The organism is Hymenobacter sp. CRA2, from assembly GCF_002007105.1.
Lineage (GTDB): Bacteria > Bacteroidota > Bacteroidia > Cytophagales > Hymenobacteraceae > Solirubrum.
Window position 1 is genome coordinate 60,851 of record NZ_MVBC01000008.1, and the last position, 14,555, is coordinate 75,405.

Annotated in this window: 13 protein-coding genes; 5 read left to right on the forward strand and 8 right to left on the reverse strand. The window is 61.1% G+C overall.

Annotated elements, in window-relative coordinates; genetic code table 11:
• Positions 1–545 precede the first annotated feature (545 nt).
• The 3 genes from B0919_RS13680 to B0919_RS13690 form a co-directional block, all read right to left on the reverse strand.
• Positions 546–1,724 (reverse strand): M12 family metallopeptidase, encoded by a 1,179-nt coding sequence (locus tag B0919_RS13680; RefSeq protein ID WP_078012841.1) that lies wholly within the window; start codon positions 1,722–1,724, stop codon positions 546–548.
• 52 nt (positions 1,725–1,776) lie between these two features.
• Positions 1,777–3,663 carry a hypothetical protein gene (locus tag B0919_RS13685; RefSeq protein ID WP_139362119.1) on the reverse strand — a complete coding sequence of 629 codons (1,887 nt, stop codon included), beginning with the start codon at positions 3,661–3,663 and terminating at the stop codon, positions 1,777–1,779.
• Between the two features lie 271 nt (positions 3,664–3,934).
• On the reverse strand, positions 3,935–4,432 hold the full coding sequence (locus B0919_RS13690) for a carboxypeptidase-like regulatory domain-containing protein (protein WP_078012843.1): 498 nt from the start codon (positions 4,430–4,432) through the stop codon (positions 3,935–3,937).
• A gap of 921 nt (positions 4,433–5,353) precedes the next feature.
• Between B0919_RS13690 and B0919_RS13695 the strand changes: the two genes are divergently transcribed.
• Positions 5,354–5,944 carry a helix-turn-helix transcriptional regulator gene (locus tag B0919_RS13695; protein WP_139362120.1) on the forward strand — a complete coding sequence of 197 codons (591 nt, stop codon included), beginning with the start codon at positions 5,354–5,356 and terminating at the stop codon, positions 5,942–5,944.
• 108 nt (positions 5,945–6,052) lie between these two features.
• Positions 6,053–6,463: a hypothetical protein gene (locus tag B0919_RS13700; RefSeq protein WP_078012845.1), complete on the forward strand. Its 411-nt coding sequence runs from the start codon at positions 6,053–6,055 to the stop codon at positions 6,461–6,463.
• Positions 6,464–6,677: 214 nt separating this feature from the next.
• Here the strand turns inward: B0919_RS13700 and B0919_RS13705 are convergent, their stop codons facing one another.
• From B0919_RS13705 to B0919_RS13720, 4 genes are all read right to left on the reverse strand, one after another.
• Positions 6,678–7,310 carry a response regulator transcription factor gene (locus B0919_RS13705; protein ID WP_078012846.1) on the reverse strand — a complete coding sequence of 211 codons (633 nt, stop codon included), beginning with the start codon at positions 7,308–7,310 and terminating at the stop codon, positions 6,678–6,680.
• 361 nt (positions 7,311–7,671) lie between these two features.
• Positions 7,672–8,067, reverse strand: coding sequence for a carboxypeptidase-like regulatory domain-containing protein (locus tag B0919_RS13710; protein WP_078012847.1), 396 nt, complete (start codon positions 8,065–8,067; stop codon positions 7,672–7,674).
• Between the two features lie 238 nt (positions 8,068–8,305).
• Entirely contained in the window at positions 8,306–8,743 is a 438-nt protein-coding gene (locus B0919_RS13715; protein ID WP_078012848.1) for a carboxypeptidase-like regulatory domain-containing protein, read from the reverse strand.
• A gap of 122 nt (positions 8,744–8,865) precedes the next feature.
• A complete protein-coding gene (locus B0919_RS13720) occupies positions 8,866–9,789 on the reverse strand; it encodes an SMP-30/gluconolactonase/LRE family protein (RefSeq protein ID WP_139362121.1) in 924 nt (307 codons plus the stop codon).
• A gap of 156 nt (positions 9,790–9,945) precedes the next feature.
• On the opposite strand from B0919_RS13720, the gene B0919_RS13725 reads away from it, so the two are divergent.
• Positions 9,946–10,917 carry a cation diffusion facilitator family transporter gene (locus B0919_RS13725; protein WP_078012849.1) on the forward strand — a complete coding sequence of 324 codons (972 nt, stop codon included), beginning with the start codon at positions 9,946–9,948 and terminating at the stop codon, positions 10,915–10,917.
• Positions 10,918–11,111: 194 nt separating this feature from the next.
• On the opposite strand, the gene B0919_RS13730 is transcribed toward B0919_RS13725, so the two are convergent.
• Positions 11,112–12,443: an NAD(P)/FAD-dependent oxidoreductase gene (locus tag B0919_RS13730; RefSeq protein ID WP_078012850.1), complete on the reverse strand. Its 1,332-nt coding sequence runs from the start codon at positions 12,441–12,443 to the stop codon at positions 11,112–11,114.
• Between the two features lie 185 nt (positions 12,444–12,628).
• On the opposite strand from B0919_RS13730, the gene B0919_RS13735 reads away from it, so the two are divergent.
• Positions 12,629–13,024 (forward strand): hypothetical protein, encoded by a 396-nt coding sequence (locus tag B0919_RS13735; RefSeq protein ID WP_078012851.1) that lies wholly within the window; start codon positions 12,629–12,631, stop codon positions 13,022–13,024.
• A gap of 363 nt (positions 13,025–13,387) precedes the next feature.
• Complete coding sequence (locus tag B0919_RS13740; RefSeq protein WP_078012852.1) at positions 13,388–14,545, forward strand: alpha-xenorhabdolysin family binary toxin subunit A; 1,158 nt, start codon at positions 13,388–13,390, stop codon at positions 14,543–14,545.
• The last annotated feature ends 10 nt before the right edge of the window (positions 14,546–14,555 follow it).

Genomic DNA, 14,555 nt, shown 5'->3' on the forward strand with positions numbered 1-14,555 from the left:
TGGCGGCAGGCAGGGCTACCGCAAGGGAGGGCAACCCCCCAAACCGGGAGCATGGCAGGCAGGGGGCGGCACCGGTCTTCCTCAGCGCTGAAAGGAAACTGATGTGTTAAAGCTGTTCATTGTCAGCAAGTAATGAATCAGTGCCACCACTGAAATAATCAGAGCTGCTAGCTTTCAGAGCGCCGCATGTACCACCTGCCGGCTGGTTGAGCTGGGCGCAAGGAAAGACTGCCGCCTCGTGGCTAATTATATCAGCCTCACTCCGCAGCTGCCACCACCTTCTGGGTTCTGGGCCGGACCTGCGGCCTTCCACAAGGCCCCGACCCAGCAGTCTGGTCCCGCACCATGCACCCCACCGCGCGTCTTCGGCCACAAACGACTGTGGGTCGATCAGGAAGGCTATGGTACAAATGCAAAGCCGGCCATAGCTGCGCGAAGCACCTATAGCCGGCTTGATTTTAGAGCTTAGAACGGGCCGGGAATTTATAAGTGACTCCCGGCCAGCTTTGGTCCTTCCTTCTTATGAATAGGTTCGCAGCCGTCCGTTAGCTATTGGCTGCTGTCAGTTTGATGATGGATGGCTCCGCTGAAGAGTTGTATACCTGCTTGGCTCGCAATATGTATTCGCGGCCGGCTGTTAACTCTACCCGGAGCTTGGCCTTCCGCTCTTCGCCGCTGTCGTCGTCACCCGCCAGAAACAGCGGGCCCGGGGTGGAAGCCGCCGCTGGCTGGTCTTTGAACAATACCAGTAAGGTATCGGCATCGTCGGGGCCGGAGGTGGCTATTTCGTAAAGGCCCGTTTGGGTTGGCTTAATCAGAAAGTCCCGTTGGGTGCCGCTGTCGGTGCCTATTTCCTCTACCTGGCCCGGCAGAAGCATCGCTGCTGGCCTCAACGGGGGATAGGCCCGCAGAATCCACTGCCTGTCCTGAGCCGACAGACCACCGGCCGGGGTAATGCCTGTCCGGTCGTAGGGCTGGGGAGCCGTTACCAGGCCCGGCGCGAAATGGTACTCCATAACGGAGTTGGGGTCCCAGTTGGAGCCTTCTACACTGTTGGGCGCTACCTTATTGAGGATGTTGAGCTGAATGGTCTCCTCGTCCCAGTTGTTAGCGGTGCCTTTGCCGAAGTAGGCCTTTACAGCCGGCTCGTTCCAGACGATGCCCGCAAAATTGGATTGGTGTTCGTGCTCAAAGCCCAGCGTGTGGCCGATTTCGTGCAGGGCAGTATCGTGGCCGTAGGCGTCGCTCAAATTCCAGCCGAAGTTCATGGTGCGCTGGTTTGCATCGCGGATGCTTAGCACCTGGTCACGCCCGACGTAGGACCAGGAGCCGTCGTCCTGCATAAAGCCGATGCGAATTTCGGCCTGCTCGCGGCTGAACACTTCCCGAAACTCCAGGCCAATGCCTAGTGCTTTCCACTGCTGGAAGGCCCACCTGACTATGGCCTGTTGATCGGGGGCGCCCACCCAGGAGCGCCATTCCTGGTGTCCATCAGTAAAAGTCAGGTAGCCGCCATCGGTAGGGCGGTTGAAAAAGTAGTAGTGCAGCACGGTGCCATTTATCCAGCGCTTCTTCGTGTCCTTTACTATAATGGCGCGGGTGGGCTGAATGCCCGCCGGAATAGCCGGCGCCGGCCCTTGTTTGATAGTGCAGTAGCGGCGCTGGGCGTTTTGGGCCGATGCGTCATCTGCCGGCGTTGCGGAGCTGGGGGTAGTAGTTTCCATGACAAGCGGTGGTAGTGGGCGTGAAGGAGAATTGGCCGGCAGGCAATGCGCTTTACTTGCGGCTACTGGATAGATTATAGCTGAGGCCCACAAACCACGAAGCCGCGTTGACTACCCGCGTCGGTACTTGCGAGGTGCCCGGGTCTTTGATGGCGTTTTCGTGGCCCTCGGCGTAGCCTCTGGCCAGCCGCGTCACGCGGCCGGTCGCTACGCCGCCCGAAAGCGCTACGCGTTGGCTATTGCCAAACAAGACGGAGGGACCGAACAGGAGCCGCGGTCCGTCGTTCTGCACGCCTATGCCCAGGGCTGTACCCAGGCCAATAAAAGGGCTGAGGCGGTATTCGAAGTGAATGAAGGCACTGGCGCCAACGCTGCTAAACCATTCGTCGTCGTTGTCGCGCTCAATGCGTTTGCGCGGCGAGTACACTTTGCGCGTCGTCGTATCCGCCGCTGTGCCCTGCGTACGGCCGGTAAGCAAAGAGTCGCTCAAGAAAGAAAAGCGGTGGTCAACCAACCCGCTGTAGTACGGCCCGATGGAACCGGTAATCCGGAAGCGGGGCAGCAGCAGAATGGTAAACTTCTGCGCCGCTAGAGGGGTGAGGGTCACGCCGCTGGGCGACTGATACTCAGACCTGATTTTATAGGTGATGGTTACATCGGCTTCGTCCTTATCATCCGGCAGCAGCAGGACGGTAGGCACTCGGGGCCGGGTAGCGGTGCGCAGCTGTACCAGGGCATCGCCCAGCGTCGCCAGCCGCTTCTGCTCATCCGTAGCTGTCGTGTAGGGCTTTAGGTAATCCAGTATTGGCGTTAGGCGGGTTTTTACCGACTGGGCTTCTTCTACGGCTTGCTTCGGTTTTCCTTTAGCAATAGCTGCGTCGGCTTCTTTAAGTAGGGTACTTGCTTGTTGCTGAAGGGTTTGTGGCTTTTCGGTGAACTGCCGGGCTGAAACGAAGCTCACCCCAAAGACCTTCTCAACCAGCTTGGTACGGGTTTCCAGATCCTCCTGTACCGAAGGCCAATAATCGGCCCGGTAAGTATGCTCCAGCTCTGCCACCAGTTCTTTGAAGTCCGCTATTGCTACCTCTAGTTTTTGTTCCCGGACTGTTAAGGACTCTGAAGGAAGTATACCGTGCGCTGCTTTATCATTCTTAGCTGAATCCGTCTTAGCACCAGATGAAGAAGCGAATTCTTTGTCCTGGGCGTATTCACGCACAAAGCCCTGGCTTTCCACCGTGGGAGCGTATTTCAACCAGTTCAGCTGCTGAAACGGAAACTTGACCACTGCGCCCGGTTTCAGATACCGCGGGAAGTCGCTGTTGCTGCTGATGGTGTATTCCTGGCGCCGTACCCGGTGCTGGGTAGTGACGGGTTGTTCGGTCAAGCCTGCGCCTGACAGCACGTGCTTGGTGTACTCGCTGGCCAGCTGCGCGCTGACGGCTTCGATGAAGCCTTTCGCAATGGCCTGCTCCTCCGTTGAGCCTTGGCGCTTCCATTTGCCAAATGGGCGGGCACCCCGGACAAGCAACAGCTGCCTGGCGAAGCTCTGCGGATGGGCTTGCAGGTTCTTGTTTACAGCGTCGTTCCGCCAGGCATACCGCCGCATGGTATCCAACAGAATGCGCGCAGCCAGCCGCGAATCAAACTGCGGGCCGTTTGCCCAGATCGAGCGGGTAATGCTGGTTCCTGCAGTAACGCCCTCCTTGTGTGGGATGGGAAAGCCTTCTATCTTAATGGTATAGGCTGCGTTGTTAGCAGCGCTTCCGGGCAGGGTGGGCAGGGTAAGGCCTCCAACAACCGCACTGGGGCTGCCGGTAGCACTGTAGGCCGTAACCGTTAGCTGCACATTTTGCGCCTGGAGTTGCTGCGGCAGCACAGCTGCAGTTGCCAACAGGAATGCGAGCAGGCGGGAGTAAAAGCGAGGTAAAGTTGTTTTCATGCAGTAAGTAGAAGAACGTGCGGCTTCAAAGCAGCCGAGCCGATTAGACTTGTGTTGTGCCGATTTTAAGATTCTACAGATGAGGAAACAAGCGGCTAAACTTCCCCGGTATTGTTCAGCAGGAAATCAGTGGTAGCACTGAATATTAGACTGGTTTAGCAGCCAGGCTTCTCGTTGCCGGGAGGCCTGAGCAAACAAAAAAGCCGGGCGGCAGAACGTTGGTCGTTCTACCGCCCGGCGCTAAGAGCTGGGGTGGCGGGCCGCTTGGTAATCAGCGCACCTTGCCCGCCGTTGCCGTTTTCTTGATCCGCCCGTCCGACTTAAACTTGGTGCCCGGCAGCAGCTCCAGCGAAATATCCAGCGGCTTGCAGCTGCTCAGCGGCTGCTCCACGCTGGTGTAGCCCGCCGCGCTGACTTGCAGCACCGCGTCGCGGGGAATCGGCTTCTTGGAGGTAATCAGGTAGCGGCCGTCACCGTTGGTGCTGAAGGCGTCAACGCTGAAGACCTGGTCGCGGGTGCGCAGCATCACGGTGGCGCCCGTCAGGGGGTAATCGAAGGCGTCGGCCACGCGGCCGGAGAGCGTGTTGCACTCCAGCGTAGCCGGGGCCGCAGGCGTCGCGGCCACTTCGGCAGGAGCGCCCGTTGCGGCAGCCGGCGTCACGCTCGGAGCAGTGGCCGCTTGGGCCGAGTCGGGTTGGGCCACTAGTTGTTGAGCCTGGGCCGCGGCCGTCAAAGCCAGGCCGAAAGTGAGGGTAGCAAGCAGTTTCATAGCAAGGTGGTGAAGGTGAAAAGGGGGCAGTAAGGCTCCGGTCGGCTTGTCCCTGGCCGTCTGGTTAGAGCATTGAACGGCTCTTTACAGCGGGCGAAATAGGACAAGGCGCGACGAGGAGCCTAGGGTAAGTTAATCAGGATTTGCATTGCTTGTGCGGCCGGGCTTCGGGGAATAACCGAAAAGGTGATTTGAAGTATTGATTTGACGTTTTTAGGAAAAGAAAAATTGCAGTAACGCCACAGGTAGGGCAAGCTATAGCTGCTAGCATTTTGTATAATTCCAACCAGATACTAAAGTTGGCGCAGCCGACAACAGCCCTCACCCGATGCCCTGTCCTCGCTGCTCGCCGCACGCTGATTGCCGAGGCGGATACAACTGCTATGGGAGCTGCCAGAACGGTTTCAAAGCTAGTGGCGAGACGCCCGCCTGCGTCTCAGTCGCCCGCCCCGAGTAGGCGCCAATCAGTCAGCGGCTGAGACGCAAGCAGGCGTCTCGACAGTGTCGCTACACGGGCCGTGAGCCTGCTGTAGGGGGGTAATAGGTCGGACGGCATAGCAGCAGTTTCGGGTGGTTTGTGAACAAGGCCCTTGAGCTGCGGCCTGCAAAGCCGGTGCATGTCACCGCTTCGATTGATTTTTCATTGCACCCACAAAGGCAGCTGTGAGGTAGCAGCTAAGCGGGTATGCATGGAAGCCTCTGCCTGCTCTTCAAAAACTTTTCTGCGCGGCGAAAAGGAAAACCTTTTTCTCTTTTCAGAAAAAAGCCGGCTAAAGTTCCAGAAGTTTTTTTTCGGGAACTTTAGTCAGTCCGTCGGCGGAACTGATAGTCGCTTCTACCAACGGACGCCTCGCTGAGTTCGGCCGGGCCTGCTGAATCCAAGGTATGGGCGGGGCAAGGGCTTATCCAAACAGCAGTTTTATGCGGTTTACCTTTTCTACTGCCCTGGCGGCCACCGTACGAGGCTACTTTGGCTTGTCGCAGGCGGAGCTGGCGCTGCTGCTGGGCGTGACGGCAAGTCAGATAGCGCACATAGAGGCCGGCCGGCACCTATTCTCCGAGGAGGTAGCGCGGCGCCTGCAGCGGCTAGTGAAGCTTATGCCACCAGAAAATGTGGCAACTGCCGCGGTGCCATTGCCAATGGATAGCTCCACGGCGCCGCCGGTGCCCCTGGATGTGCCGGCGGTGCAGGACCGCTTGCGCGTGTGCCAGGTAAAAGCCGAACGGCGGCGCCGCCAACTCGCCCGTACCCAAACCAAAACGGAGCAGGCCCGGCGCTGGCTGGCGGCCCTCACGCAATTGTTGGCGGAGCCGACCAATGCCGCTGCGCAGCCCCTGGATGCACGGCTGCGGCCCTGGCTGGAAACGCAGGCTGAGTTGGCCCTGGCCCGGCTGGCGGCTGAGCCCACCACGGCGCAAGCGCTGCAAATGCTGCGTTTGCGCCTGTTAGAAGCCGAAGTGGCTGAGCTTCAGCAGTGGCTGCTTGGTAGTCGTGGCAATTTTACCCCGTAGTCGTGGTGGATTTTGCCACGACTACTTTTTGCGGCAATATGCCTGATTGCGAAGGAGTAGGGCGAGGCCTAGTTTCGGGCCATCATCTATTCCTAACTCCTTTTTATTATGGCGTACACCGTCAGCCTTCTTACCAACACCGCGGACTGCGACCTGGCCCTGGCGCAAGCCCAAAACGACCTGCGCGAGCTGAACAGCTCCGCGGCCAGCATCGCGCTCCGCCGCGACAACACGTCCGAAAACGCCACCGAAACGCGAGCCGCCCTGGACAGCCTGGCTTCCGAAATCGGGGCGCTGCAGGTGCTGCTGCCCACGCTGCCCGACACCGATGTGAAGCGCAAAAACCAGGCGGCGCTACGGCGGGCCGAAAACCGCCAAAGCTCCCTCATTGCGCAGCAGCAGGCGCGTAGCGCCGTTGGGGCGCTCAACCAGGAGCTGAAGCTGGCGCGCATCCAAGCCGAAATCACGGAGCTGAACACCTACATCGGCGCTGTGCAGGCCCGCCGGGCCACGCTGTAGATTAGCTCGGCAGCTGCTTTTTTCAGGACGACGTCGCCCCGGCCGCATATGCGGCCGGGGCGACGTCGTTTGGGCATACCCGGAAAGCTCGCGGTGGCATGTCGTGCCGGCTGCTTGCCGGTTGGGCATCTGGGGCGTAGCTATTGAATCGGTTCCGGACCCGGCATGAAGCGTTTTCAGAGGCTGCCTTGTCGCTGCGGTTATGGGACGCGCATCAGGCCGCTACCCATCCTTCGCGCATGGCCTGCACGACCAGGCCCACCAGCGTGCGGGCACCGGTTTTTTGGAGCAGGGCGCGGCGGTGGCTTTCCACGGTGCGCACGCTCAGGCACAGCTGCTCGGCAATTTCCTGGTTGCAGTGGTCGTCCACGACGAGGCGCAGCACTTCCAGCTCGCGCCGGCTGAAAGGCGTGGGCGGAGCATGGTGCCGGGCGGGAAAAGAGGAAACGGGGGAGATGCTGCCACCAGAAGCGCCGTTAAGCCACGGGCGCACGGCGGCTATAACTTCCTGCGGCGTGGTGTGCCGGGGCAGCAGCGCTACGTGGCATTGCAGGGCCTGCCGCATGCTGGGCGGCAGCCGCTGGCCGGTCAGCACCAGCATGGGCTGCTGACTGCGGGCGCGACGCAGCGTATCCAGCAACTCCGGCAATTGGGGGCCGGACAGCGAACCGTCGAGGATAAGTAGCGCAAACGCTTGCTGGCGGAGCAGCGCGGGCAGTTGCGCGGCGTCGGGGGTGAGGGTAAGCGCTAGGGTTGGCCAGGCATCGTGCAGGGTAGCGAGCAGGCCCTGCCGATGCAGAGAAGGCGGCGCTGCCACGAGGACGCCGTCTGAAGCTGAAGGCAACATGTGGGTAGGAGTATAGTCATGTAGGGGGTGACAAATGGGGAACAATAGGTGTGCAGGCAGAATGGGACGGGAGGCAGTTCGGCTGGTGCCGCGAATGGAGCAATATCAGCTGTATATACATGTTTTGCAATGCGTCTGGCGTAAAAAAATTATATGAGTGAATGACTTAGTTACAACTACTCGCGCGCTCCACTCATTGCAGGAGCACTATGGCCGCTGCGCCGGTTTTGCTCACGGATGCGAGTTGAGCAGTCAGCCAATACGTGCTAAAGTCTTCCGAACCCGAACCGGCCAAGAGCCAGCGGCGCGGAGCTGCCAGCAGATAGCCCCGCGGGCGGAAGCAGGGCCGGTGGCTTGAGGCTTACTGAGCCGTTTCACGCCCTACGGCTATCAGTTTGCCTTTCTTGACGCGGGTTCCCGGCAGCATCTGCAGAATAGTGGAGTTGGTGACATCGGGGCGCACGGTCGCGTCCACGTCGGCATAGCCCAGCAGGCTGATCTGTACTGCCTGGGTCGGTAGCGCTGATGCAAACGCGTACTGGCCGTCGGAATTGGTGCTGTACACTTGTTTGGTGCCCTTCAATAGCACCGTGGCGCCTGGCAGGGGCTGGCCGTCTTCGGTCAGGACCTGCCCGCGAATCACTTGCGGCTCCGTTGCCTCCGTTGCGGGCTTGGTAGGGAGCGAAGACTGGGAATACGCCGCAGTAGCGCCCAGCAGGCAGCCCAACAGCAGGGAAGAGAAGAAGATAGTGCGCATGATGAATTGGTATTTAAGTTTGTTTAAATATTAAGTTTAAAATAATAATGTGCAAGTATTTATTGAATAAGGTAAATATTTTGGCGGGGCTAGGGAGATGAACGCACGGATGGTACCATAGCCCAACCATTCTCAGGACCGCGCTTTAGTGTTATTGTCTACACCGTCAGATTCGCTGGAAAACAACAATGCCGCCCTCCTGGTGGGGTGGCGGCATGGGACCATAGGGCGGGTGCTACTAGCGGATCTTGCCTGTGCTGTCGGTTTTCTTGATGCGGCCGTCGGCTTTGAAGCGCGTGCCGGGGAGCAGCTTCAGCGAAATGGGCGTAACCGGGCCGCGCCGCAGCTGGGCCTTGGTTTCGTCGTAGCCGGCCAGGCTGACCTGTACTTCCTCGGCGGGCTGCGGCGAGGTGAAGGAGAAGTAGCCTTCCGAGTTGGTGATGTACACCTGCTTGTTGCTGGCTACGCGGATGGTAGCGCCGGGCAGCGGCCGGCTGTCTTCGGTGAGCACCTGCCCTTGCAGTACGTAAGAGGTGGGCGCGGAAGAAGCCGCCGCGGAGGAGGGAGCCGACTGACCGGGCACCGGGCTGGAGCCGCTCGTGGAGTGTTGGGCCTGGGCCGTGCCGGCGTAGCACAGCAGACCGGCTAGAGAAAGAAGGGATACAGTTTGCAGCATAGCACGTAGCGGTGGGGCACTTAGCAAACGAGCGAAACCAGTAAACGGTTGGTTTGCCCGCTGAATATTGCCCGAGGCTGGCCCCCGGTTACCGGCGTTGCTAACCGGGGGCGCCCCGCCCGTTACTGCACGCCTTTTACCCGCATCGGCAGCACAAAAACGGCGTCGGAGGCGGTGATGAAGAGCGTGCGCCGGTCTTTGCCGCCGAAGCACACGTTGCCCGTCCACTCGGCCGGCACGTCGATGTGCTCAATGCGCTGCCCGGCAGCGTTGTACACGGTCACGCCCTTGCCGGTGAGGTACACGTTGCCCTGCGTGTCGATGGTCATGCCGTCGGAACCCTGCTCCACGAACAGCTGCCGGTCCTGCAGCTTCCCGTCGGCACCGATGCGGTAGCGGTAGGTTTTGTTGGCGCCGATGTCGGCTACGTAGAGCGTGCGGCCGTCGGGCGTGCCGATGATGCCGTTGGGCTGCCGGAACTGGTCGTCGGCTACCACGGGCGCGGCCTGCGGGCTGGCCATGTAGTACAGTTTCTGCCCGTCCAGCTCGGAGGTGGTGCGCGTCCAGTAGTCGCGCTGGTAGTAGGGGTCGGTGAAGTAGAGGCTGCCGTTTTTGGGGTTCAGCCACAGGTCGTTGGGGCCGTTGAGGCGGCGGCCCTGCAGGTCCTTCACCAGCACCGTTACCTTGCCGGCCGGGCTGATGGACCAGAGCTGGTTCTGCTCGTCGGCGCAGGCCAGCAGGTTGCCCTTCTGGTCGAAGTACAGGCCGTTGGCGCGGCCGGCCGGGTCGAGAAACACGCTGAGCTTGCCGCTGGTGTCGTACTTCCAGATTTTGTTGTTGGGCTGGTCGGTGAAGAACACGTTGCCGGCCTTGTCGACGGCCGGGCCCTCGGTGAACTTGAACTGCCGGGCCACCAGCTGCAGTTTGGCCTGCGGGGCAATAACGGGGCTGGTAGCCGGCGCAGCCTGGCCGTGCGACGGCGCGGCGGCCCGCAACAGCAGGCCCGCACTAAGCAGGCCGGTAAACATCAGGGCGGAGTAAGTCATAGGGAAATAAGGACGAGCCGGAAAAGCAAACGCTGCGGCGGCCGCGGCGCGAAGAAGTGGCTTTTACGCGAATTCTTCGGCCGCGCTGCCTCCAGGCGCGTACCAAGCAGGCAGCTGTGGGGCCACCTGCGGCCGAGCTACTGTTTACTGCTCCCTATGTCCGACGCTTCCGCTACCACCGGCGCCGCGCCGCCTTCGTCCAAAACGGCCATCATTGCGGCCCTGTCGGCCAACCTGGCCATTGCCACCATCAAGTTTGTGGCCGCGGCCTTTACCGGCAGCTCGGCCATGCTGGCCGAAGGCATTCACTCGGTGGTCGACACGGCCAACGAGTGGCTGCTGCTGCTGGGCCTGCGCAAAAGCCAGCGGCCGGCCTCCGAGCAGCGGCCTTTCGGCTACGGCCGGGAGCTGTACTTCTGGTCGTTTATCGTGGCGGTCTGCATTTTTGGCATCGGCGGCGGCATTTCCGTCTACGAGGGCGTGCAGCACCTGCGCCACCCCACGGAGATGAGCAACCCGCTGTGGAACTACGTGGTGCTGGGCGTGGCCTTCTGCTTCGATGGCGCCTCGTTTGTGGTGGCCCTGCGCACTTTCAATGCCCAACGGGCGGCCTCGGGAATGTCGTTCTGGGCCGCGTTTCGGGCGAGCAAAGACCCCTCGCTGTTCGTGGTGCTCTTCGAGGACGCGGCCGACCTGTTGGGCCTGATCGTGGCCTTCCTCGGCGTGTTTCTCAGCCACCAGCTCAACAACCCTTACCTCGACGGCGTGGCCTCGCTGCTGATTGGGGTGATACTGGTAATAGTAGCTCTGCTGCTGCTGCGCGAAAACAAAAGTCTGCTGCTCGGCGAGCCGGCCGAGCCGGCCCTGCGCGCCCAGGTGGTGGCCCTGGCGCAGGCCGACGAAGCCGTGCACGCCGTGGGGGCGCCGCTCTCCACCTACCTGAGCCCGCACGAGGTGCTGCTGGTGCTGCCTGTCACCTTCGAGCCCGCGCTAACGGCCGCGCAGGTGACCACGGCCGTAGCGCGCTTGCAGACCAACATCAAGGAGCACTACGCCGACGTGCAGCACGTGTTCGTGCAGCCGGTGGAGGAGGTAGGGACCGAAAAACCAGCTACTACCTTGAGCTAAGATTAAAACTAACTCCCCTCCTCAGCTGAGGAGGGGCTGGGGGGGGTTGAAAGGCTAGGGGTAGGGATACTATTTAGCGTCAGCCCGCGAGATGTCTCGGCTGCGCTCGACATGATGGGCTTTGTTGGACGTTCTGATGAGTGGTCAACCACCCCTAGCCCCTCCTCAGCTGAGGAGGGGAACTAACCTTAGCTCTAGACTATGGCCTTGGCCGTGGTGGCTTCCACGGGCACGGGCTGGCGCACGCGGCCGATGATGTAGCGGCGGCCTTTGTCGAAGGTGAAGTAGCTCCAGGTCCAGTTCAGCAGCACCACGAAGCGGTTGCGGAAGCCGATGAGCGAAACCAGGTGGATAAACGTCCACATCAGCCAGGCCAGGAAGCCCTGCGTGCGCCATTCTTTGCCGAAGAGCTTGATGTCGGCCACGGCGTGGTTGCGGCCGATGGTGGCCATGGCGCCCTTGTCGTCGTAGCGAAAGGGCTCCAGGGGCTGCTGGGCGAGCAGGCGGGTGAGGTTATGGGCCAGTAGGCGGCCCTGCTGCAGGGCGGGCTGGGCCAGCATGGGGTGGCCTTCGGGGTACGCGTCGGACACCATGGCGGCAATGTCGCCGATGGCGAAGATGTTGGGGTAGCCCTGAATGCGGTTGTACTGGTCGACGGCGTAGCGGCCGCCCTTGCGCAGGCATTCGGGCGCGAGGCCCGTAAGCGGGGCGCCGGCCACACCCGCGGCCCAGATGAGCGTGCGCGTGACGAGCGTTTCGCCGGTGTTCAGCGTTACGGTATAACCGTCGTAGCTTTTCACGCGCTTGTTCAGGTGCACCTGCACGCCGAAATCCTCCAGGTACTTCAGCGAGGCCTGTGAAGCCTCCGCCGACATGCCCTTCAGCAGTATGTCCCCACTCTGAATCAGGTGGATATCCATCTGCCGGAAGTCCAGCTCGCGGTAGTCGGTGGGGAAGACGTGCTTGCGCAGCTCGCTCAGGGCCCCGGCAATTTCCACACCCGTGGGGCCGCCGCCCACGATGACGAAGTCGAGCAGGGAGTTCAGCTGCTCCTCGTCGCCGAGCTGTAGGGCCTTCTCGAAGTTGGTGAGCACCGTGTTGCGCAGCTCGATGGCGTCCTCCACGCTTTTCATGGCAATGGCGTTGCGCTCCATCTGCGCATCGCCGAAGTAGTTGGTGGTGGCACCAGTAGCCACCACCAGGTAGTCGTAGCGCACCAGCCCGATGGACGTTTCCACCACCTGCCGGTCGGCGTCGATGCGCTGCACCTCGGCCAGGCGGAAGTAGAGGTTCTGCTGCTCGTCGAGGATTTGGCGGAAGGGCGACACCACCGTATCGGCCTCCAGCCCGGCCGTGGCCACCTGGTAGAGCAAGGGCTGAAACGTGTGGTAGTTCTGTTTGTCGATGAGCACCACCTGCACGGGGGCGTGCCGCAGCGCCTTGGCGAGTTCGAGGCCGCCGAAGCCGCCGCCCACGATGACGACGCGCGGCTTGCCGAGGTCTTCGATTTTGGCCAAGCCTTCCATAAGCAACGAAGAGGGTAGGGGAGTAGAAGTAAGGGCGCGTAAGATACGGGCAGGGCTGCCCGGCCGCCGAAAAAAGCTGCGCGGTATACGTAGGCCGCGTGGCCGGTGGTGGCCGCTGCTCAGCCATTGGCGGGCCAAACGCGTACCTTTATTGTTGCCCGCCTTTTATTACCCGCATTCCACCAATGCAGCTGCATTTCTTTGTAAACACCCCCGGCCTGGCCATCGGCTACGACGAAGCCAACCACTGGCTGTACACCGACTGGCGCGGGGAGCACGACCAGGAGTCGTCGCAGGCGGCGTGCCTGCAGATGCTGGAGGCGCTGCGGGCCCGGCCCTGCCGCAAGATTCTCAACGACAACTCCAGCGTGACGCGCCAATCGATGCAGCTGACCCTGTGGGGCGCGTGGTGGCTGGAGGAAATGATGAACGCCGGGCTGGAGTACGTGGCCTGGGTGTACCCGCGTGACTTTGAGGCCCGCGAAGCCACCGAAAACGTCATCCGCCACATCACCAAGCCGGTAGTAGCCTCGTTCGACGACGTGGCCTCGGCCTACCTGTGGCTGCAGCAGCAGGCGTAAGGCTGGCCGGACGCCGAACACCAGCTCCGCTGTAACGGCTAGCGGGCCACATCATACGTCGGCCACGGCGGCGTGGTTTGGGGAAGATTTGTCCGCGGAAGCCGCTGATTTCCACCGCTTGGCTAGAGTCGTGTTAAGATTATTGCAAGTTTCAGAACGGGAACGGCGCGGTAAGCTATTGACTACTATGCACCTGTAGTGTATCAATAATAAATGGAATTGTCCAGTTCCGGCAGGGCGTTATACAGCCCGGTCGTAAAGTGGTAGTCACAGCCAGGCAGGGTTGTTCCTTTGGCACCGAAAGATGAGGCGGTAAGATTGGGCTGCTTTTCAACCCAATCTATCATCAAATTTTTCACATCCATGACCACCACGTCTTCCCCTAACATTAGCCCCGCTGGCCTCGCTACTCCCGGTACCACCGGTGGCCGGCCCTTCCTGCTTTCCAAGGCTGAGTGGTACGCCATTCAGGTGTACGTAACGGACGCCCTGGCGCTGCCCATTACCGATGAGGCCTTTAAAAAGTCGCTGGGCGCCGGTGCCCCCGCCGACCTGAAGGATTTCGTGGAGCTGATCGACTGCTATAAAGCCATCAATACGCACTGCAATACGTGGAAGAAGACCACGTATCCGGCCAGCGTCGACCTGGCCAGCGACATCGTATCCTACAACCTGAAAGTGCCGACGTACTACGGCGCCATTCAGAAAGAAGCCGACATCCTGACCGAAGACCCCGATAACGCGCAGGCCCAAAAAGCGCTCAAAGCCATTCTGGACAACCTGTCGAAGTCGGCGCAGGACAAAGCCGACCGCGCCGGCGCCGTGTATAAGCAGGTAGCCGAGTTTGCCACCCAAACCGAAGCCGACAAAGCCACGCTGCTGGGCCCCGATGGAAAGAGCGGGCTGGTGAAGAAGTACAACGAGAAGTACGGCACCACCAGCAAGGAAGTGCAGGACCTGACCAAGCAGATTGCCGACGAGCAGGCCATCGTGAAGAAAGCCACCGACGAGTACAACTACGACGTGACGGTGGCCGCCACCACGCCCACCTACGCCTGGCTGATACCCGAGGGCCTCATTGCCGCCGCCGTGGTGGCAGGCGTGTACGGCCACCGCGCCACTGCGGCGCTGGACACCATCCACGCGGCGCAGGCCAAAATCGACAAGATGAACGCCCAGCTGGCGGCCGATGCCAACCTGCTCATTGCCATTCACAACGCCGAAATCGGCATGACGCGCATTACCCAGGACCTGGCGCAGGCCCTGCCGGTGATTCAGAAGATTCAGGGCATCTGGGGCGCGCTGCACGCCGACCTGCAAAACATCGTTTCGCTGATCGACCAGGACATTCGCCAGGCCCTGCCCATCATCATGAACCTGGGCATCGAGGAAGCCATTGTGGCCTGGAAGAACGTGGCCACCGAGGCCAACGACTACCGCACCAACGCCTACATCTCCATCGACGGCAACTCCACGGCGCCCGTGCAGGCCGTAGCCGAGCCGGCCGAAGCCACCGCCTAGTCCGACGCCG

What these genes read in the sequence shown, in the direction of transcription:
- B0919_RS13680 (WP_078012841.1), bottom strand. Translation starts at nt 1,724, where the DNA reads ATGGAAACTACTACCCCCAGCTCCGCAACGCCGGCAGATGACGCATCG.
- B0919_RS13685 (WP_139362119.1), bottom strand. Translation starts at nt 3,663, where the DNA reads ATGAAAACAACTTTACCTCGCTTTTACTCCCGCCTGCTCGCATTCCTG.
- B0919_RS13690 (WP_078012843.1), bottom strand. Translation starts at nt 4,432, where the DNA reads ATGAAACTGCTTGCTACCCTCACTTTCGGCCTGGCTTTGACGGCCGCG.
- B0919_RS13695 (WP_139362120.1), top strand. Translation starts at nt 5,354, where the DNA reads ATGCGGTTTACCTTTTCTACTGCCCTGGCGGCCACCGTACGAGGCTAC.
- B0919_RS13700 (WP_078012845.1), top strand. Translation starts at nt 6,053, where the DNA reads ATGGCGTACACCGTCAGCCTTCTTACCAACACCGCGGACTGCGACCTG.
- B0919_RS13705 (WP_078012846.1), bottom strand. Translation starts at nt 7,310, where the DNA reads ATGTTGCCTTCAGCTTCAGACGGCGTCCTCGTGGCAGCGCCGCCTTCT.
- B0919_RS13710 (WP_078012847.1), bottom strand. Translation starts at nt 8,067, where the DNA reads ATGCGCACTATCTTCTTCTCTTCCCTGCTGTTGGGCTGCCTGCTGGGC.
- B0919_RS13715 (WP_078012848.1), bottom strand. Translation starts at nt 8,743, where the DNA reads ATGCTGCAAACTGTATCCCTTCTTTCTCTAGCCGGTCTGCTGTGCTAC.
- B0919_RS13720 (WP_139362121.1), bottom strand. Translation starts at nt 9,789, where the DNA reads ATGACTTACTCCGCCCTGATGTTTACCGGCCTGCTTAGTGCGGGCCTG.
- B0919_RS13725 (WP_078012849.1), top strand. Translation starts at nt 9,946, where the DNA reads ATGTCCGACGCTTCCGCTACCACCGGCGCCGCGCCGCCTTCGTCCAAA.
- B0919_RS13730 (WP_078012850.1), bottom strand. Translation starts at nt 12,443, where the DNA reads ATGGAAGGCTTGGCCAAAATCGAAGACCTCGGCAAGCCGCGCGTCGTC.
- B0919_RS13735 (WP_078012851.1), top strand. Translation starts at nt 12,629, where the DNA reads ATGCAGCTGCATTTCTTTGTAAACACCCCCGGCCTGGCCATCGGCTAC.
- B0919_RS13740 (WP_078012852.1), top strand. Translation starts at nt 13,388, where the DNA reads ATGACCACCACGTCTTCCCCTAACATTAGCCCCGCTGGCCTCGCTACT.